The organism is Vibrio glycogenivorans (assembly GCF_051660965.1).
Lineage (GTDB): Bacteria > Pseudomonadota > Gammaproteobacteria > Enterobacterales > Vibrionaceae > Vibrio.
On sequence record NZ_JBPVIS010000008.1, the window covers coordinates 65,009 to 84,466 of the forward strand.

Annotated in this window: 18 protein-coding genes and 1 pseudogene; 8 read left to right on the forward strand and 11 right to left on the reverse strand. The window is 49.9% G+C overall.

Features of this window, described 5'->3' with window-relative positions:
- Positions 1-912 carry a M14 family metallopeptidase gene (locus ACSTTG_RS16170; RefSeq protein ID WP_438457438.1) on the forward strand — a complete coding sequence of 304 codons (912 nt, stop codon included), beginning with the start codon at positions 1-3 and terminating at the stop codon, positions 910-912.
- Between the two features lie 64 nt (positions 913-976).
- Here ACSTTG_RS16170 and ACSTTG_RS16175 read toward each other — a convergent pair whose 3' ends face one another.
- Positions 977-1,765 carry an oxalate:formate antiporter gene (locus tag ACSTTG_RS16175; protein ID WP_438475553.1) on the reverse strand — a complete coding sequence of 263 codons (789 nt, stop codon included), beginning with the start codon at positions 1,763-1,765 and terminating at the stop codon, positions 977-979.
- 324 nt (positions 1,766-2,089) lie between these two features.
- Here ACSTTG_RS16175 and ACSTTG_RS16180 point away from each other — a divergent pair, with 324 nt between their 5' ends.
- Positions 2,090-2,746 carry an HAD family hydrolase gene (locus tag ACSTTG_RS16180; RefSeq protein WP_438475554.1) on the forward strand — a complete coding sequence of 219 codons (657 nt, stop codon included), beginning with the start codon at positions 2,090-2,092 and terminating at the stop codon, positions 2,744-2,746.
- Positions 2,747-2,910: 164 nt separating this feature from the next.
- On the opposite strand, the gene ACSTTG_RS16185 is transcribed toward ACSTTG_RS16180, so the two are convergent.
- Positions 2,911-4,479, reverse strand: a complete 1,569-nt coding sequence (locus ACSTTG_RS16185; protein WP_438457435.1) for a polysaccharide lyase family 7 protein — start codon at positions 4,477-4,479, stop codon at positions 2,911-2,913.
- Positions 4,480-4,716: 237 nt separating this feature from the next.
- On the opposite strand from ACSTTG_RS16185, the gene ACSTTG_RS16190 reads away from it, so the two are divergent.
- The gene (locus tag ACSTTG_RS16190; RefSeq protein ID WP_438457434.1) at positions 4,717-4,833 is read left to right on the forward strand and encodes a hypothetical protein; all 117 of its coding nucleotides are present in this window, start codon (positions 4,717-4,719) and stop codon (positions 4,831-4,833) included.
- A 213-nt stretch (positions 4,834-5,046) separates the two neighbouring features.
- On the opposite strand, the gene ACSTTG_RS16195 is transcribed toward ACSTTG_RS16190, so the two are convergent.
- Positions 5,047-5,835, reverse strand: a complete 789-nt coding sequence (locus ACSTTG_RS16195; protein ID WP_438475555.1) for an AraC family transcriptional regulator — start codon at positions 5,833-5,835, stop codon at positions 5,047-5,049.
- Positions 5,836-5,953: 118 nt separating this feature from the next.
- Positions 5,954-6,613 carry a DedA family protein gene (locus tag ACSTTG_RS16200; protein ID WP_438475656.1) on the reverse strand — a complete coding sequence of 220 codons (660 nt, stop codon included), beginning with the start codon at positions 6,611-6,613 and terminating at the stop codon, positions 5,954-5,956.
- 335 nt (positions 6,614-6,948) lie between these two features.
- Here ACSTTG_RS16200 and ACSTTG_RS16205 point away from each other — a divergent pair, with 335 nt between their 5' ends.
- On the forward strand, positions 6,949-7,848 hold the full coding sequence (locus ACSTTG_RS16205) for a DMT family transporter (protein WP_438457432.1): 900 nt from the start codon (positions 6,949-6,951) through the stop codon (positions 7,846-7,848).
- A 2-nt stretch (positions 7,849-7,850) separates the two neighbouring features.
- On the opposite strand, the gene ACSTTG_RS16210 is transcribed toward ACSTTG_RS16205, so the two are convergent.
- Both ACSTTG_RS16210 and ACSTTG_RS16215 read right to left on the reverse strand, forming a co-directional pair.
- On the reverse strand, positions 7,851-8,120 hold the full coding sequence (locus ACSTTG_RS16210; RefSeq protein ID WP_438457608.1) for a 2Fe-2S iron-sulfur cluster-binding protein: 270 nt from the start codon (positions 8,118-8,120) through the stop codon (positions 7,851-7,853).
- A pseudogene (locus ACSTTG_RS16215) lies at positions 8,121-8,972 on the reverse strand (MOSC domain-containing protein); the annotation flags it as partial.
- Positions 8,973-9,136: 164 nt separating this feature from the next.
- On the opposite strand from ACSTTG_RS16215, the gene ACSTTG_RS16220 reads away from it, so the two are divergent.
- The 3 genes from ACSTTG_RS16220 (at position 9,137) to ACSTTG_RS16230 (ending at position 11,660) form a co-directional block, all read left to right on the forward strand.
- Positions 9,137-9,301 carry a YqaE/Pmp3 family membrane protein gene (locus ACSTTG_RS16220; RefSeq protein WP_438457431.1) on the forward strand — a complete coding sequence of 55 codons (165 nt, stop codon included), beginning with the start codon at positions 9,137-9,139 and terminating at the stop codon, positions 9,299-9,301.
- 116 nt (positions 9,302-9,417) lie between these two features.
- Positions 9,418-10,446 carry a dihydroorotase gene (gene pyrC, locus ACSTTG_RS16225; protein ID WP_438475556.1) on the forward strand — a complete coding sequence of 343 codons (1,029 nt, stop codon included), beginning with the start codon at positions 9,418-9,420 and terminating at the stop codon, positions 10,444-10,446.
- A gap of 260 nt (positions 10,447-10,706) precedes the next feature.
- Positions 10,707-11,660 carry a YhfZ family protein gene (locus ACSTTG_RS16230; protein WP_438475557.1) on the forward strand — a complete coding sequence of 318 codons (954 nt, stop codon included), beginning with the start codon at positions 10,707-10,709 and terminating at the stop codon, positions 11,658-11,660.
- 102 nt (positions 11,661-11,762) lie between these two features.
- Here the strand turns inward: ACSTTG_RS16230 and ACSTTG_RS16235 are convergent, their stop codons facing one another.
- The 4 genes from ACSTTG_RS16235 to ACSTTG_RS16250 form a co-directional block, all read right to left on the reverse strand.
- The gene (locus ACSTTG_RS16235; protein WP_438475558.1) at positions 11,763-13,448 is read right to left on the reverse strand and encodes a glycerol-3-phosphate dehydrogenase/oxidase; all 1,686 of its coding nucleotides are present in this window, start codon (positions 13,446-13,448) and stop codon (positions 11,763-11,765) included.
- Positions 13,445-14,938 carry an FGGY family carbohydrate kinase gene (locus ACSTTG_RS16240; protein WP_438475559.1) on the reverse strand — a complete coding sequence of 498 codons (1,494 nt, stop codon included), beginning with the start codon at positions 14,936-14,938 and terminating at the stop codon, positions 13,445-13,447. The genes ACSTTG_RS16235 and ACSTTG_RS16240 overlap by 4 nt, the downstream gene beginning before the upstream one ends.
- 14 nt (positions 14,939-14,952) lie before the next feature.
- Positions 14,953-15,897: a DUF7973 family transport facilitator gene (locus ACSTTG_RS16245; protein ID WP_438475560.1), complete on the reverse strand. Its 945-nt coding sequence runs from the start codon at positions 15,895-15,897 to the stop codon at positions 14,953-14,955.
- A 278-nt stretch (positions 15,898-16,175) separates the two neighbouring features.
- A complete protein-coding gene (locus ACSTTG_RS16250) occupies positions 16,176-17,576 on the reverse strand; it encodes an FAD-binding oxidoreductase (RefSeq protein WP_438475561.1) in 1,401 nt (466 codons plus the stop codon).
- Between the two features lie 59 nt (positions 17,577-17,635).
- On the opposite strand from ACSTTG_RS16250, the gene ACSTTG_RS16255 reads away from it, so the two are divergent.
- A complete protein-coding gene (locus ACSTTG_RS16255) occupies positions 17,636-18,970 on the forward strand; it encodes a (Fe-S)-binding protein (protein ID WP_438475562.1) in 1,335 nt (444 codons plus the stop codon).
- Between the two features lie 172 nt (positions 18,971-19,142).
- Here the strand turns inward: ACSTTG_RS16255 and ACSTTG_RS16260 are convergent, their stop codons facing one another.
- On the reverse strand, positions 19,143-19,340 hold the full coding sequence (locus ACSTTG_RS16260; protein WP_438457423.1) for a restriction endonuclease subunit S: 198 nt from the start codon (positions 19,338-19,340) through the stop codon (positions 19,143-19,145).
- Positions 19,341-19,458 lie beyond the last annotated feature (118 nt).

The following is a 19,458-nucleotide window of genomic DNA, read 5'->3' on the forward strand; positions in this document are numbered from 1 at the left end:
ATGAAGACCGATTTTCAATACCCGATTGGTGTCGCAGGACAGCCTTGGGGTGAGAAAGAACGACGTGAATGGCTTGATAGCCGTAAAGTTCAACGCCTATACCAAGATGAAGTGGTGCCAAAAATCCGTGCCTTGAGTGAGTTATTTACTGTCGAGCAATATGGTGCCCTCTCTTATGATCCTGAGCGATTCCCACTGCTGTGCCTTAAGAGCAAGCACTGGGATGAGAGCAAGCCGACAGTGGTTGTGACTGGCGGCGTGCATGGCTATGAGACCAGTGGCGTTCACGGCGCGCTGTTGTTTGCTGAACGTGACGCCGCACGCTATGAAGCACAGTTCAACTTTATCATCGCACCATGTGTCAGCCCTTGGGGCTATGAGGTGATCAACCGTTGGAACCCTAACGCCGTTGATCCAAACCGCTCGTTTTATGCGGATAGCCCAGCAGAAGAATCGGCAGCGCTGCGCGCGCTGGTTGGCTCGATCGATGTGCTCGCACATTTCGACCTTCACGAGACCACCGACTCAGACCAAACTGAGTTCCGCCCTGCTAAAGCGGCGCGTGATGGCCTGGTTGATATCGAAGCCAATATCCCTGATGGTTTTTACACCGTTGGTGACACAGAAAACCCACAGCCAGACTTTCAAAAAGCTGTGATCGATTCGGTGCGTCAAGTAACGCATATTGCCCCGGCAGACCAAAACGGTCAGATCATTGGCTCTGATGTGGTTCAGGAAGGCGTCATCCTCTACCCTATGGTCGAGTTAGGCCTATGTGGTGGTGTGACCAACTGTCAGTTCGGTACCACCACCGAAGTCTATCCTGATAGTGCCAAAGTGACGGATGATGAGTGTAATCAAGCTCAAGTCGCGGCAATTGTGGGTGGTCTTGACTACCTGATAGCTCGCTAGCCTCAACGAATAATCACTGAAAGCCCTAACCTTCGTTAGGGCTTTTTTTATTGGTTTGTTGTGTTCATTTAATCTCGGCAAGATAAGCCAGACTCGCTTGTTTCGCCTTATCGTTAACCACCACGCTCTCTTTTGATCTCAGTTCAAGGTAAATAGTAATGCATTGCTCAAGCGCAGAAATCAGCGAGGCTTTCTCCGGGATAGCAACCGTTTTAGCAAGTTGACGCGCAAACTCTGGCAAGCGCTGCTCTATCTTGCGCACCCCAGATGGCGTTAAACCGGCTTGTTGCAAAGCCAGTGGTGAAAGCACCAACCGTAGAGAAGAGATGAACTCTAGGGTCTCAAAATACTCACCACGGGCAATCTTAGTTGCGCCGTAATGGACCCAGATCCAGAATCGGTCTTCAATCCACTGAGCATCTGGCTGGGGGTAATGCGGCTCTTTCGTTGCAAACACATCACTTAAACAACTTCCACGCTGCCATAACACCTGAGTGTCATCCACCCGCACCGCTGCATCAGGCAAGGAAACAAATTTAAAGTCGACATGCACGGGCTCGTTAGCCGCAAATAAAGAGATGATCAGCCTTGGCTCTCCGACATGCTCACCGGTAAAGGCAGCCAGTAAATCTTCGAACTGATTGAGGATATCAAATCGCTGCGCCATGACCTCAGCGTAATCTTCTGGGTTAACCGCGATAACAAAATCTAAATCGCTGTATTGATCCATAGAGTCTGAAGCGAAAGAGCCACTACAGCCAATGCCACAAATGCGCGGATCTTGAGATAATACCGAGACAATGTGCTCTAATACCTCTTGATGAGAAATAGGAAGGGACTTAGGAAGCTTCATTTTTTTACCTTTAAAACTGGTTGACGAGTCGCAACTGCTGGTGCGGTAAATTTTACGCAGCATTATAGAATCGCTAAAACTTAGCTAAAAAGCAATGCATAGTTGGCTAATCTTTCGATTTAGGCTTGCACACTATTATTCCCTGACCTTCACGGCCCTCTCTATTTTGGTACTAGCTTCACTGAACAGTCGTTTGAATAGTCAATTTTATCAAACAACAAAACACTCAATGTAACGTGGTCCATCTGACCATAATAGTCACATTTTACGCTCAACAGAGATCGTACAATAGCGAATTAATCTACTATCGAGAGGAGTTATCTTGTGAATATTATATTCGACCTCGACGGCACATTAGGGGATACATTACCGCTGTGTATCTCAGCCTTCAAAGAAGCGATACAGCCGTACTCTGATAAAATCCTGACTGACCAAGACATCATCAATACCTTTGGGCCCTCTGAAGAAGGTACGGTGCTGGCCCTAGCGCCGAACCATTATGATGTGGCGATTGAAAAATACCTCTCTTTGTATGAGGCCAACCATCACCGCTGTCCCAGCCCATTTCCTGGCATCCGAAGTCTACTCGATACCCTCAAACGTGAAAAAGTTTACACCGCTATGGTCACGGGCAAGGGAGAGAAAAGTACCAAAATTACACTGGATGTATTTGGTCTGAATGAGTATTTCTCGATAGTTAAAACTGGCTCAATTGAAGGTCCGGTGAAACCGCAGCGTATCGAGGAAGTCATTCTTGAGTCAGGTATTGACCGCGCCAATACCTATTATGTGGGTGATACCGCGAGTGATGTTATTGCGGCAAGGCAATGTGGCTTAAAAACAATCTCGGTTGCTTGGGATTCGAGTGCTGATTACCAAGCGCTAGAATCCGTCAAGCCAGATTATCTATTTAATAGTGTCAGTGACCTACAAGGATTTGTAGAGCAACAAGTTCTCACAACGCAGACGGAAAACGATTAGCGTCATTTTGATCGCTAAGATTACCTGGTGCCCTCACGGTTAGTTTCCTTAAAAGCGATGTTTAACCAATCACCGCTATCCCAGGTTGCACTGCAGGTACAAAAAAATCGGCACCGTCAGTGCCGATTTTTCTTCTCACCTTAACAAGGAGTTATCTGCTTAGATTACTCTTGGTATTGATCGTGAGATACGTCTAGCTGATAGAAGGTTGCCTGTACGTAGTCGTCTAGATCACCACTGATATTTTGGTTGTACACGCCGGCCTTGAAGTACATGTACTTACCACCGACATCGTAGCCGCTGTTGGTCATATCAACAATTTGCTGAACGTCTTCTTTACCGTCACGTTTGAGCGTCACAATTAGATCGTGCCCTTTTACTTCGATGCGGTAGCTAAACACTTCGCCAAGCGCGATACCGTCTTCACCGACTTCAGCGGTCATGTCACCAACTAGAGAGTAGAAGTCCTCTTTGGTAGCATTTTGACTTTCGTGAGCGAAATAAACTGCGCCAGTCGCTTGATTTGGTAGCTTACGGTAGTACAAACGGATCGGCTCATCGTTATGGTCGTGGATCTGACCGATAATAAAGCGACCCACCTCATTGGCATTACCTGTTGTGGTGGTGTGGTCGATTTTCAGCGTTGCTTCCATCACGCCATCAATACCAGCCGCCGCTTTCTGATCTTCGATTGGCGCGGTTGAGAATACCCAGTTATTTTTATTCACCCCTTGAGTGCGAATAGACTGGTCGCCACGACGCATCATTTCACGCAGCTCTGTACGCGCATACTTAGTATTTTGCGATGTGCGAACACCTTTGACGTAAGACTTAAACACCATGCCACCGTCATCAGCGGTGTAGAAAATCTCTGGGTGTTGGTAGCCGTTAGCTAGGTTCCACTCAGAAACGTTATCTGGCTTGCCATCTTTATCGTGATCGAATGGCTGAGATAGATACCAGTGGGTCAAATCGAAATTTTCGCTTGGTGCATTACCTGCAAGCGGTTTTGCTGGCAAGTTGGTTGGAACTGGTAGTGCAGTGCGGGTGTTACATTGTACTGTGGTTTCACACGGGTAAACCGCTGGCACGCCAAAGTTACCAGTGCGCAGATCTTTACGCGCTTCTTGACGCGCTTTTTCCGCCGCTTCCATCTCAGCGATCATGGTTTTTTCTGCAGCAACCACGGCAGGTGTGATGATATGGCTCGCCGGGCAAGCATTCACGTCACAGTTAACCGCCGCCATTTCTGTAAGGCTGTTCCAACCGCTTTTGGTATTGCCGTGACCGACATATTTGACATAGCGAGCTGGCACGGCTGGCTCAAACTGAAAACGCTCAAGCCCAAGCGCCTTACCTGAGCTTAATTGGTTTTCCAGAACCGTTGTCCAATTTTCGCCGTCAACACTCACTTGAATATCAAACTTAGACTGACGCTCATTACCTTTGCTGAACGCTATCTGCACTGCATCAAACTCTTGAACAGAGCCGTAGTCAAGCATGGCCCACTCGCCATCACCGGCTGCAGACCAACGCGTGGTCAAGTCTTGGTCAAACAGACGATCAGGGCCGTTGCCATCGTGGCTACTTGCGGTAATCGCAACTGGTGTCAGCAGAGCTTCACCAGTCTCTTTATTATTCGGAAAATCCATCGTTGGTTCACTGGTGCTCGCACAACCCACCGCAAGGGCGACAGAGGAAGCAAGTAAGCTCTTTAGAATAGTTTGTTTCATATAAAATCCATTATTATATTACAAAGACAGCGTTCAATATGTGAGACAAAAGTCTGCTAACACCTGATAATCAGTAGTTAACCTGCGAACTTTTGTGGTAACACCGAAAGATTACATATTCTTATAATACAAATGAAACTTTTATTTGAACAAATGAGACTGGCGACACTTTCTGCTTTACCTTTAATTTAACTGGGTCACAGTTTTGAATAGAATAGAGGGCAGAAGGTCGGCAAAATGGCGGACATGATCATCATTGACCAAAACCCGCTTGAGATTGAGCCACAAGCCCTGAAAGAACTTAAAGTGCTTGAGACCATCAAAGAAGGTCAATCAGTTTACCTTGTTAAATAGTTAAGCAATTAACTTCAACGATGAAAAAAAGCTACTGGACTTCCAGTAGCTTTTTGTCTTTGACTCGTGTTTTATGCGCATCTTCATCAGAGCGGCATCCTCTTACCGACTCAATCCGCACCGTTTACTAACATGCAGTCAAAACCAAAAACGCTCATTCCATTTGCACTTTATAATTCAACAAAACAATATTGTTTGCACTACGCCGGTATTTTACAACAGTCGGTTCTTATACTGCTCTGGGGTTTGCCCAGAATACTTCTTGAACATACTAATAAACGGACTGGCTTGGTTATAGCCCAATGTCAGTGCCACCTCTTTGACCGAATGCCCTTTACGCAGCAGCTCCATCGAAAACAGGTAACGTACCCGCAGACGCCACTCGGTAAAGCTCATACCAAGCTCGGTTTGGCAATGGCGCGCGAGGGTGCGCTCAGTGGTGTGGACTTTTTCTGCCCACATCGACAGTGAGGTATCATCGGTTGGGTTCTCCTCGACATGAGCGAGAATTTTGGCCAAATACTTATTATCCGTGCTTGGCAGAAAATGGTGTTCAACGTCGCTGGCAGCTAATTGATCCAGCAGCACCTGAACTAGGCGCTGATCTTGCACTGACTCTGCAACATTAACGCCACGCTGGCGAAAATCCTCAATGATGGCGTCGATGATTGGAGTGACCTTGAGCAGGCTGGTTTGCGCTGGCAGGCCTTGCGCTAAGCTTGGCGAGATATTGAGTGAGCAGTATTCGAGTGGTTTACGGTTATAGCTGCAGTGACGTACGCCCGCAGGCACCCAGATAGCGAGATGGGGCGGCGCTAGGAATCGAGTATCTTCAGCATCCATCTCTAAGATCCCGCCACTGATCAACTGAATCTGCCCCCAAGGGTGGGAGTGAACTCGGGTCTCAGTATTGGAGAGGAAAGCCTCAAAGTTCATAAATACATCCGAAGGCGCCTTATCGATAGCGAGCGACGGATGTAGGTTGCGAGCATTTTTTTTCATTCGATTCCTTGAGTTACATGGCGATGTCGCGCCTGTCCAGCAAGATACCCTTTATTCACCCGTCGGGTAAAGTAAAAATGCGCGTTCTTGACGATACCCAACCACACTTGGTGATATTTCACTCAACCACGATATTGCTAGCGGGATCTCGGCGTTTATTACGTGATACACGGATGGCGACGCCAATGAACGCACTGATCATTAGAGCTAAGCTACCCATCAAGAAGTATTTAGTCAGCACTTCTTGGTACTCTGCGACAATAGGATGCTGCATCACCCAACTGCCAACACACAGCAGCGCTAACGTCCAGGTAAGCGAGCTAGTCATGCTGATGATCGCCGTGCGGGCAATACTAAGGCGAGAAACCCCCATTAGCATCGGTGTGAGTACGCGAACAAAGGGAATAAAACGTGAGCCAAACAGAGATAAAAAGCCATAGCGCTCTAGCAAGTCACTCGCACGTGACAATGCGCCATCGGGAAGCGTCGCTTCCACCTTAGTCATAAAGCGTGTGTCGCTGAGCCAGCGCCCTTGCAAATAGCCAATCACACTGCCACTGCCTGCAGCGAAGGCTAAAACAAATAACGCGACGTGAAAATCAATCGCGCCAATACCGACAAGCCCGCCAACAAATAACACCAGACCGTCGCCAGGCAAAGGCAAAAACACGAAGCTCGACTCAAGAAATAAGATCAGGGCTAACAACAGCAATAGAGCGTGTAACGAATCAAACTCCAATAATGTATCAAAGTCTTGGACTAAGATGGCCGTTAACATCTCTTGCACGGTGTTCTCCTTATGTAGCGCGAGCGCTCATTGCCGGCTGTAGGAAAAACCGAGGACATTGAGCGAGATTACCGTTTATTCTAAAGAAAAAGCCCCCCTAACTCTTTGGCTAATTTGTAACGACCTGTGATGATTGATAAGCAACTCTTACCAAAGCGCGATTTTGTTACCATTCGTTCGGGCCGTGTCATAGACGCGTGAAAACGCGAATGAGCTGTAGCACGGACTATTTTGTCTCTCCATCACCTACAATGTCGTTTTATAGATACATGCAAACCATTCGACATGAGAAACTAGCGACATTCTCCCCTACTTCCTAGGCTGTTATGGTTTATTTGTTACCGCTGATCACCGTTTTTATTTGGGCAGGCAATTCTATCGTCAATAAGATGGCAGCCACCGCCATTGAGCCCAGTGCCATGAGCTTCTATCGCTGGCTGGTGGCGATCGTTATTTTGTCGCCTTTTTGCCTGCCACAAGCCCTCAAGCAACGTAAGGTGATCACAAAGCATATCGGTAAACTGGCCATACTGGCGGGTCTGGGCATGGTGTTGAATCAATCTTTAGGCTATTACGCAGGCCTGACAACCACGGCGTCTAACATGGCGTTAATCACGTCTTTGGTACCGCTACTGAGTGTGTTTCTAAGCTTACCTTTGCTCGGCAAAGCTATCTCACCTTTGAGTGTGGTAGGCGGTATCTTGTCCCTCTCAGGCTTAGCCTTGATGCTAGGACAAGGTGACGTGCTGTTCTTTATGCGTCAATCGGTGACTCAAGGTGATGGCTTGATGGTGCTCGCCGCGGTGGTTTATGCCACTTACTGTGTTTTGCTTAAGCGTTGGCAACTGCCGCTCGGCAACTGGACCATGATCTACGCCCAAGGTGTTTTGGCGGTACTGATGCTCACGCCTTTGTGGCTGACTAGCGAGCAATTAATGCCTACCCAAGCCTCGCTGCCATTAATTGCCTACGCTGGCGTTCTCGCGTCTGCACTGACGCCCTGGATGTGGGTCACCGCAATCAAAAAGCTCGGCGCCGACTCAACCGCAATGTTTATGAATTTGCTACCGGTTTTCGCATTGGCCATGGCGGCGGTGCTGCTTGATGAGGTGATCGATACCTATCATTTGATAGGAGGGATACTGGTGATTGGTGGAGTATTGCTGGCGCAAGTTAAACCGCACCAGTGGCTGCGCCGCAAGACAGCGCAGCCGGTCAATAGCTAACTCTATTGCGTGATCTCAACATCGGTTTCAGGAATACAGCAACACGCGAGAGCAAAGCCCTGCTCTCGCTCCTGATCGGTGATGGCTGGTGCTTGTGGCTGTTTCACTCTGCCCGATGTTACCTTGACTTTACAAGCGCCACATAAGCCTGAGCGGCAACTGCTGCGGATTTTAATGTCTTGCGCTTCCGCTTGGCTAAGCAGCGTCTCCTGATCATTACCCTGGATCTGCTGTCCATCAATGGTGAGTAGCAGCTCTTTCTTTACCGCCACGCTGCTGTTTTGGTCGATATACTCAACCGCGGGTTGAGTTTCAAGTATCTCAACCGTTGCACCGCTTTCAATAATCCCTTCATTAAGCGCACGCACATTCTGGCCAAAGAACACCTGACCAAACTCATTGGCGCGGAACTGACTCAAGGTTTTGAGCGGCTCACGATTTTCACGACGTTTACCGGTCTCCGTCTCAACCGTGGTTAGGATGCAGCGCTCACAAGGCTTCATGATCTCAAACTCAACCTCACCAATGCGAATTCGCTTCCAGCTATCCTCAGCAAACGCCTCGCAGCCTGAGACAACCAGATTAGGACGGAACTGCGCCATCTTATGCTCTTCGCTACTACGCGCGTTGAGCGCATCAAGCGAGCCCTGTGAAATGATCAGCAAAGGATATCCATCGGCAAAGCTGACATTATGGCCAAGCTTTTCACGTGTACGGTTAGACTGCTCACCGGTATACAGAAGTTCAACATCCTGATCCAAAAGATCGCTAAACCACTCGTCCGCCCTCTCATCCACTTTATACGCGGTGAACTCATCGCTCCACACGGTTGCGTCTGTAGGCTGCATTGAGAAATCGTGGTAACTCAGTTGCAGGGCCGGTCGACCTGGGTAGCTTAGGACTAAACCTGTCGCGGTCAGGGCCGCCTTAACCAGTACCAATTGAGGGTATTTACGCGCAGTCACCATCACACCATCATGACTGGCAAGCATCAGCCTGCGGTCGAAGGCCAATCCCTGCTTTTCAACCCAGGCACTGGATAGCTCGATGCCTCGAATAGATTTAACTGGGAAAATATGAATGCCAGACAAGTGGGTATCTTGGCGATTTTGCTCATTTTGCATGATGGGGTCCGTGTATTGTGTTATGCGTTCACGCTATCACCAAGACCAAGGCATCTCAAGTGAGATGCAGTCATTTGGCCAAGCCTTATCCATGTTTGACGGTTGATCTCTCGACTGAGTCTGCTAGTTGTTTAGTTATTCTCACAGTGAATTGGAGTCAATCGATGCAGGACAATACATTTTTAATGGTGATCATCTGCCTTCTTCTCCCCCCACTCGCGGTATTTATCAAGTTTGGTTTTGGCTCGCAGTTTTTGATCAACCTGATTTTAACCATCTTCTTTTTCATCCCAGGCATGGTTCATGCCCTGTGGTTGATATTAAAATAGGCAAATAGACACACAGTGATTGTTTCTTTACGCGGATTCCACTATCATCCTGTCGCCTAAGCGTAACCGTTTGCGTTTAGGCGCTATTCCAATCTTATATGCGGTGGGAGCGCTTTATGACAACGATTACAATTACTCGTCCAGACGACTGGCATGTTCACCTACGTGACGGTGACGTTCTAAAAGATACAGTACGCGATATCAGCCGCTACAACGGCCGTGCACTGATTATGCCAAACACTATCCCACCTGTGACCAATACCGAGATGGCATTGGCTTACCGTGAGCGCATCATGGCAGAAAAACCAAGCGAGCAGTTTGAGCCGCTTATGGCGCTGTACCTGACAGACAACACCACCCCTGATGAAATCCGTAAAGCAAAAGCATCAGGCAAAGTTGTTGCGGCAAAGCTTTACCCAGCAGGCGCAACCACCAACTCTGACTCTGGTGTGACTTCAGCGCAAAAAATCTATCATGTGTTTGAAGCAATGCAAGAAGTTGGCATGCTGCTTCTAGTCCACGGCGAGGTGACCACGCACGATGTCGATATCTTCGACCGTGAAAAGCAGTTCCTTGAGACCGTACTTGCACCAATCGTTAACGATTTCCCAAATCTAAAAATCGTCCTTGAACACATCACTACTGCTGAAGCAGCGGAGTTTGTCAACAACGCCAACGAGAACGTGGCAGCAACGATTACAGCGCACCACCTAATGTACAACCGCAACCATATGTTGGTTGGTGGCATTAAGCCACACTTCTACTGCCTACCAATTCTGAAGCGCAACACGCACCAACAAGCCTTGGTTGCAGCAGCCACCAGTGGCAGCAAGAAGTTCTTCCTTGGTACGGACTCAGCCCCGCACGCCAAAGACAAAAAAGAGAACGCTTGTGGCTGCGCAGGTTCTTACACAGCGCACGCTGCACTAGAGCTTTACACTGAGGTGTTTGAGCAAGAAGGCAAACTAGAAAACCTTGAAGCTTTCGCCAGCCACAACGGCCCAGACTTCTACGGTATCCCACGCAACGCAGACACCGTGACTCTAACCAAGCAAGCTTGGTCAGTCGCTGAAACCATGCCGTTTGGCGGCGACGTCGTCGTACCAATCCGCGGCGGCGAAGAGATTGCTTGGACAGTAAAATAAGTCTCGTCTTTCGCTTTGATTAATAAGGCCCAGCAGGTATTAACGCCTGCTGGGCTTTCTTTGTTTAGGGGGGCGAGGAGCGGGTTTCACTTCGTTCCGAGGTGCGAGTGTCTTCCAACACCTGGTAAATCCCTCGAGCCTCGAAGGGCAAAGCCCGTACTCGCTCCTCGAACCTGCGTTTTCCTCGAACCTGCTCTTTCCTCGAAAGCCGCATATCTGCTACCATAGCCGATATTAACCCCTGATTTTAAATAAGAATTATGTCGAAAGTCAGTAAAGATTCTGGTGAAGATCAAGCCATATTGAATGCCAAGCGGCAGATCGCGATTCAAGCGCTTAGTGCTGGGGTCGATGGTAAGCTGCCAACCAATGCCTTTTTTAAGCAGCAGCATAATATCGTGGCGGGGACCATGCAGCGAGCGCTGACTTTACTCAGTGATACTGAGGCGCTGAAAACTCGTTCTCGTGGGCATCAAGGACGGGTGATTACCCACCTTGACGTGGGGCTGTGCTGGAATATTGCCAAGCTTAAGCCGCTACAGCTCTTGATGCCGAGCAGTGGCTCGATTGAGATTGATGTCTTGATCCGTCACTTTACGGCCAAGCTCAGTGAGCTCAATATCCCCTACTTTATCTCCAACCAACCGGGGGCTTTAGACCGGATCGCGCAAGTTGAGCAAGGTAAGAGTGATATTACCCTTGCCTCAAGCGGCGCTGCCGAGATTGAAGGGATCAGCGAGGCATCAGGCCAGATGAAAGTATTGAAGCCCAATACCTATTACTGCCTAGAACGACTCGTGATCATCTCTGGCCAGGATTCGCAGCCTGAGCAGTGGCGCCGGATTGCGATTGACCGACACTCCACCGACCACTTGGGCCTGACTCAATGTGAGTTCCCTCGCCAGCAAGGGTTTGATTATATCGAATCGGACTTTCGACAAATTCCCGCTCGCGTGCTGCGTGATGAGTTAGATGCCGGGATCTGGCACATGACGGGGAGCCCAGTTCCGCTCAGTTTTGCCGGTCTAAAAGCCACGCCGTTAACCGACGCGGCAACTTTTGAGCAGCATCAAAAGATCTCATCGGCGGCGTTTATTACTAACCCGAAGCGACCTGAGCTCAATTCTCTTTTGAGTAACTTGGATAGCGATGAGATCCTCGCGGCGCAAACCCGTGCTCTTGAACAAGAAGATCCTTACAATCGCGCCTTTTAGCTACAAATAATACCAAAAAAGAAAGACCAGGGATTAGGCTAGAAATCCCATGGTCTTTAATTAGCGTTCCCAAGCTTAAGTGCGCGAGTAATGAATGTTGAGCTAAACAACTACCTCCACATCTTCTGCTGTAGTTGTCTCACGAGCATCAGCAACCGGGCGGTGCTGCTCAACTAATCTCTGATAACGCTCTATCTGCTGCGCCGTTTGCTCGTCACTCCAGCCAAGTCGCTGCTGCATCTCTGCGGCAATGGCCTTGATCTGCGCAAGCCCACCCTGCTTGTCCCAGAAGAACTCGGACGTGCGACGTACTAGCAGATCAGCAAGCTGACTGGCGACCTCATAATTGACGCAGTAGTCCAGCTCTGCCACCGTGAGTCCACGCTCAGACAGTCGCACCTGGTTGGCCGGAGCGGCACGATATATCTCAGCGACCTTTAGCGCATTAGAGCCAAACCGCCCTGCCCAAGCCCGAGCGAGATCCATCGGCACTTTACCCTCAACCAGTTTTGCCACTACTTGGTTATGGCTGTAGCTGCCTTGGCCAATCGGACGTGCGCCTGACAGCACCACCTTGTGCGCAGTGTGTGGCAGTAAGCTCGGTGAGAGGTACTTGTAGCCATCTTCTCGGATCACACGGTCAATAACCTGCTTGGCCATCACTCGGTGACTGGTTAGCTTACCGCCAACAATCGACAGCACACCCGAATCACTGACCATGATCTGATGCTCGCGTGGCGTCTTGCTGTTGTTGAGATCATCTTTTGGCGCGATCAAGGGACGCAACCCGGCCCAAGAGCCCACCACATGCTTGGGCTCCAACCTTGCGGTAGGCATAAGGTGATTGGCCACATTGAGCAGATAATCGATGTCCTGCTTATCGGGGCAGACATTATCCAGATCGCCCTCATAAGTGGTATCGGTTGTGCCGATAAACACCCGATCATCTTGCATCGAAGGAATTGGCCATACCACGCGTCCATCGTCTGGCGAGCGAGTAAACACGGCTGAGTGAAGTGGAAAGTCGCTCTTTCTTAGGACAATATGTACCCCTTTGGTGGGTCTCAATACTTTTGAGTTGCCATCTTCAAAGCGCAGAATATTATCACTCCAAGGCCCAGATGCATTGACCACGTAGTGCCCATGCACCACGCCAGTCTTGTCGGTCAGGCGATCTTTGACCTGAACACCATTACAGCGTTTATCATCAAAGGTTAAACCCACAACCTCGCAGTGGTTAATCACCTCCGCGCCCTGCTCACATGCCGATTTGATGGTATCAATGGTCACGCGAGCATCGTCGGTAGAGACATCGAAAAACAACGCCGCGCCATTGAGGCCATCTTGACGAAATTGTGGCTGTCTCTCCAGCACTTGATCACGACTGAGCATTCGATGGCGGCGCTTCGCCCAACTACCAGACACCACATCGTAAAACGTCAGGCCAAGGTTAAGCAGCCACTTTTTGTCGGGCGCATCATCATAGAACATATACAAAAATGGCTGCACCTTGGTCAGGTGCGGGGCAACCCTCAGCGCCATCTCACGTTCTCGCACTGATTCAGCCACCAAGCCAAACTGATAGGTTTCAAGGTAGCGCAATCCGCCATGGATCAGCTTAGACGAGCGACTAGAGGTGCCTGAGGCGATGTCCTCTTTCTCCACCGCCAACACCTTAAGACCCCGCAGCGCTGCATCGCGGGCAATCGCCGCTCCAGTCACACCACAGCCAACAACGATCAAGTCGTACTGCTGCTTACTGATAGAGTGTAAGTCTGTTCGTCTCATAGCTTGCTCCATCCACGTGCGCGCTCAACCGCCACTTTCCATTTGCGATACAACTCGCTGCGCGTCGCTTCTGACATCTCTGGCTGGAAGCTGGTTTTGTTGCGGTGCACGGCAAAGGCTTCATGCTCATTACTCCACATACCGATGCCAAGCCCTGCCATCAACGCCGCACCAAAGGCGGTTGCCTCAACATTTCTTGGTCTGACGACCTCGACGCCTAGCTGGTCGGCCTGGAACTGGACCAAGAGATCATTCTTCGACGCGCCACCATCTACGGCGATACTCTTGACTTCATAGCCAGAGATTTTTTCCATCTCCTCAATAAAGTCGCGCACCGAATAGACAATCCCTTCTAGCGTCGCTCTGACGATATGACAGCGTTTGGTGCCCGGGGTGATACCTAATATCACGCCACGAGCAAACGAGTCCCACGATGGTGCTGACAATCCGGTAAGTGCCGGCACAAAGTAGACATCACCGTTATCATCGGCTTTTTTCGCCACGGCTTCCGACTCTTTCGAAGAATCGATAATTTGCAGCCCATCGCGCAGCCATTGAACCGCGGAGCCGGTACAACCTGCGTAACCCTCTAGTGCATAATGCGTCTTACCATTTTTCTGCCAAGCAATCTGACAGCAAACACCGCTGCTAGGCTCAATAATCGGCTCCTCACCTATCAACATATCCAGGAAGGTACCGGTGCCATGGGTACACTTGATCATACCCGGCTCAGTACAGCCTTGGGCAAACAGCGCTGCGTGTTGGTCAGCAATAACGCCACTAATCGGTACGCTACCACCCATCACACTCGGATCAGTGACTGCGACAATACCTGAGTCATCACACACTTCTGGGAACATAGAGAGCGGGATTTGTAACGAGTTTAGCCATTCGCTATACCACTCGCCTTTGACCATATCGTAGCTGCCAGTAACCGACGCATTCGACGCACTAATGATGTGTTTCGCGCCGCCGCTTAAGCGATAAATCAGCCATGAGTCCACCGTACCGAATGCCAGTTGCCCCTGCTCGGCTAGCTCGCGCATACTCGGGTCATTATCGAGCATCCATTGCAAACTGAGTGAAGAGTAAACCGGCGCAATCGGCCAGCCCGTGTGCGAATAGACTTCATCGCCCCACGCTTTGGTCAAGGATTCGGCTTGTTTGGCGGTGCGCGTATCTTGCCAAACGATCGCCCGTGTCACCGGCTCGCCGGTCGTGCGATCCCACACCACGGTGGTGGCTCTTTGGTTGGTGATCCCGATACACGAGATATCATCCAGTTGCAGCTCGAGCGCATTCAGCGCCTGGGTGATCATTTTCTCGGTCGCCTGCCAGATCTCATTGGCGTCTTGCTCGACCAAACCGGGCTCGGGCGTGTAGTTGGGAAACTCGGTATAAGCCTGCGCCAAGATATGACAACGGTCGTTATAGATAATGGCTCTGATACCCGTGGTGCCTGCATCAATGACTAGTATTTTATTGTCCATACGTAACTCCTTAACTACTGAAGGGCGACTGAAATAACAATAAGAGCAGATGTCATCGGCCAGATTGCGCTAGCCGGTGGGTCGATATGGGTATCAGCTCGGATCAACCAGAATCTTGCAAATAATTGCCCTAATACCGAGGCAAGTAAACCGCACACCGCGCCAAGCGTGATCACCATAAACTGATTGCCAATAACGCCCATAAATAATGAGACCGCCACCGCACTGACCGCGGTGATATGGTGAGTGGCGGGCACCATCACATTCATACCTAAGAAAAGCAATGAGATAGCTGAGATCGCAAAGCCAAACAGCATCACGCCCTGCGCTTCGGGTTGAGGATAGATAGTTAAAAGTTCATACGCTGCATAAGCCGACATAGCGCCGACGAATAGACCGAGCACCGCGCTCATAGAGAAGGAGTCTTGATAAGGAAGCCAAGCGTGCTCTTTGCAGGTTTCAAAGCGTTTCAGCCCTTTCTTACCCTGGCAGTGCTCACCGACAATGCCACACTTACCGAACATCAAGCGTACCACGACCGCGGAGATCACCACAGTCAGCGCCACTGAATCCGTGTAGTTACCCAAACCATCTACCAGCATCAGTAGCTGCTGCACCACGAAACCAAATAGACCAAACGCCGCGCCAACCAAAAGCACTTCTGGCTTACCTAAACTCACCAATGGAGTGACAATGTCACGCCCACTCTCAAGCCAGCCTTTCTTCGCCGCATACGCAGACGCAGCAACCCCTGCTGCAAACGAGATATGCGGACCGAAGAAGGGACCTAGGCCGATAAGGTTAAGAAAGGTTGGGTCACCACTGCCCATCACGATGGCGATGCCGACCAAGATGGCAAATCCAGTAAACACAAACGCGACTAAAGCACCAAAGGTGGCTCCAAGAAATCCACCAGCAATGGCACCAGCTAATTGCATAACATTAAACACATTCTCCATATAATTGTCCTCTAAGTTCAGGACCGAGGTACGGGGTACACTTCGTTCCGAGGTTCGAGTAGTCAACGCTCTGCGATAACCTCCTCGAACCTCGTAGGGCTATGCCCGTCCCCGTACCTCGCACCTTGTTTTGATGAGGCAGCTTGGTGATGGAAATTAAGCTGTCATCGTGACTAAATATGAGGTGTCTCGATGCTCGCTCTTTGACTCTGTCAGCCCTTAAGGCCAACAGAGTCGGTTGCATACACACCTCGGCGTTGCATGTAAATCATTAGTGGTTAATCCAATCCGAGCTTGCCTGGATTGAGAATGCCGTTCGGATCGAGCGCTGCTTTGAGCTTTCTTAGAATAAGGTGCGCTTCCCCGATTGAGCGGCGACTGTACGGCGAGCGAGCAAGACCGCCGCCGTGGTGGTGCGACAGCTCAGCGCCATATTCGATACACACCTCCATGGTGGTCTTCCAAATTTGACGCAGGCGTTCAACTGCCACCTCATCATCCTCGGTCTGTGCCAGCAGGATCATGTACATCGAAGTGCCTTGGTTATAGATATGAGAGAAGTGCGACAGTACTTCATCCGCGTAAGGGTCTAGGGCGACTTTGAGTGCAGCCCACAGGTCATGAATCGTATCCCAGTTATGGGCAATCTCGATGGTCTCACCAAAACCGCCTTTGGTCGCCAGTAAGTTCTCCACCGTTGAGAAGTCATAACGGCGCGCCATCCAGCCCTCAACACCTTCGGTGCCAATCGCAGTAGCCCCGTGTTTCGTCGCAATGCCATTTAATACGTTTTGCTCGGCATCGACGAGCTCAGGCAGACCGCGACTGCCTAAGAACAATACGGGTGTGGCGAAGCTCGGGTCCGCCATGGCGTGCTTGGCTTCTTCGGTGTCATAGAATCGCACTAGGAATGGCTTGATATTTGAGGCGGTGATTTCACGCATCATCTGCAGCCCCTGCTCAACACTTGGCACCGCATAGGTCATCAACGCTTCGGCCTGAGCAACTGGAAAGATTTTCAACGTCACTGAGGTAATGATACCTAGGGTACCCTCAGATCCTAAAAAGATTTGACGTAAATCCGGTCCCATTGCTGCGCGAGGGTTGGCTTTAAGGGTCATCTTTTCACCGGTGGCAAGGATAACATCATAACCCACCACTAAATCCTCGATGCCACCATAAAGCGAGGAGAACTGCCCCGTAGCTAGCGTCGCTAACCACCCACCGACAGTCGAGCGATAGAGGGATTGTGGCGAGTGCCCCATAGTCCAACCTTGCTTGGCAAGTAAGTCCTCTAGGTCGCCACCGTTAAAACTGGCATCGGCAGTTACGGTCATATTCTGTTCATTAACCGAATAGTCAGCAGGCAGTTGCGATACATCAAGCACGATACCTCCTCGGGTTGGCAACGGCTGCCCTGTGACCGATGAAGCCAAAGCACGCACCGTAACCGGCACCTGCTCTTTATTGGCCACCGCCAACACCTCACTGATCTGCTGCTCGCTGTCCACAGTAACCACGACATCAGCCATATTCGGGTGCTGATCGAGCAAGTTTAATTTGGTCATCAAGGGCCATGTATCGTGGCTGCTCGCCTCGAGATCTTTACGATGGGTTGATACTCGTTGCTGACCGAGTTGTGATTCCAATTGCTCGACAACGTTTAAATAGTTTTTCATAGCGCTTCCACCTCACTCAGTGTCTGTCTTGAACTCAATAATCAATATATGGAGTACTCATGTTATTGACTATTGATCTTTGCCGAGTTATTGTCAACACAAGTTGGTTAAAAATAGAGCTGGATCATATTGATAGGATCCAAGGCAAGGTAGCGAGGCTGACAATGTTGGTAGAGGTAGATCCGGCGTTTTTTGATCAGGAGTTGGCAAAGACAGGTCAAAATATCCTGCGTCGCTGCGTGCATCGGGGCTTTTGCAACAGCCATTGCCCGACGTTTTTAGCCACTAGGGAAGTGGATAACAGTCCCCGCGGGCGGATCTATCTGATCAAGCAGTTTCTGCAGGGGGAAGACTTAACCGATGAGCAGAAGCACTCGATTCAGCAGTGCGTCAACTGCCGCCGCTGTGAGACTGACTGCCCATCAGGGGTGGAGGTGGCCAAGCTGATTCGATTAGCGAAAAGTGCACTAGACCAACAGTCCAAACTACGATTAAGACAGCGCCTAATCGAGTTCGGCTTAAGTCGGCTCAGCCCGCACAACGAACCCAATCACCTAGTGCTTAAAGTGGGCGAAAAGCTCAATCTTGTGCCAAGCACTCCCCCATTAAGAGCGCCTTTCCAGCCTCCTAAGTCAAGCCAACTTAACGTAAACAAGCCAAAGCGAACACTCGGGACTGTCCTGTTGATCGCAGGGTGCGGTGATAAGAGCCTTAAAAGCGAGGGGGGCTTAGCGGCGACAAACTTGCTGCATTGGCTCGGCTTTGACGTGATACCCGCTCCTCGTTCAGGCTGCTGCGGCGCCATCAATATTGGTCTTGGCAATACTGAGCAAGCCAAACAGCAGGTGCGCAATAACCTGCGCGCTTGGCGACCCTATTTAACCGATAAAAACTTGCTAGCTGTGGTTGCTCTCTCATCGAGTTGTGAGCTTGCGCTGAGCCAATACCAAGACTTGCTAGAGGAGAATAGTGAATTTTATTTGTTGGCTAACACACTGATCAACAAATTGGTCAATCTAGCCGAGTTGGTTGGAGGGCAACTATCACAGGCAAGTCAAAGTGTCTCCGAGCCACTCAAAGTTGCCGTGCACCTACCTTGTTCATTACAAAACGGTTTGGACAAACACAAGCCACTGATAGAGCTGATCAACAAACTGCCTGTAGACAGAGTAGAAGTGAATGAAGCTAGGGTCTGCTGCGGCTCAGGCGGCAGCTACCAGTTTTTTCACCCAGAAATGAGCAAAACCATAGGTCAAAGAAAAGCAGACAACCTCACCATAAACTCCCCCGACCTAATAGTCACAGCCAACGCATCGTGTCAGATGCACTTGGCGCGTTATGTCGATATCCCTGTGGTTCATTGGGTTGAATTAGTCCAACGTCTGGCTGGCTAGAGGCGAGACTCGAGTTCGGCCTTTGCCCTGCGAGAGACGAGAATAAAAAGCGCTCACAACTCTCCAACAGCATGGAACTAAACTAAAAACAATCACCCCTCGCTACTCGGAGCGAAGCGTAACCCGCACCTCGCCCCTAAAGAAAAAACCGCTCCATAGAGCGGTTTTTAAATCAGTGTACCGGGGTAGCCTTAGCGTAGAACTTACCAAAATACTCCTCAAGCACCTCCGGTGTCAGCTTGCCTTCTTCTTCAAGCTTTTTCAGCTCAGCGGCAATCTGCTTCTGCTCTTCCATGGTTGGGAGTTTCACCTCTGGCTCATCACCCATCTCTTGAGACATCAGTTCTAGCTCTTTATCAAAATCACTCATAACGCTAACTCTTAAATTCACGTAAATAACACAATTGTCGGCTAGTTTATCAGCTTCCAAGCGAGTGTGCACTTTCCCTTTGAGTTTAGGGAACTTTTTGTCCTTACCGTACTCTTTA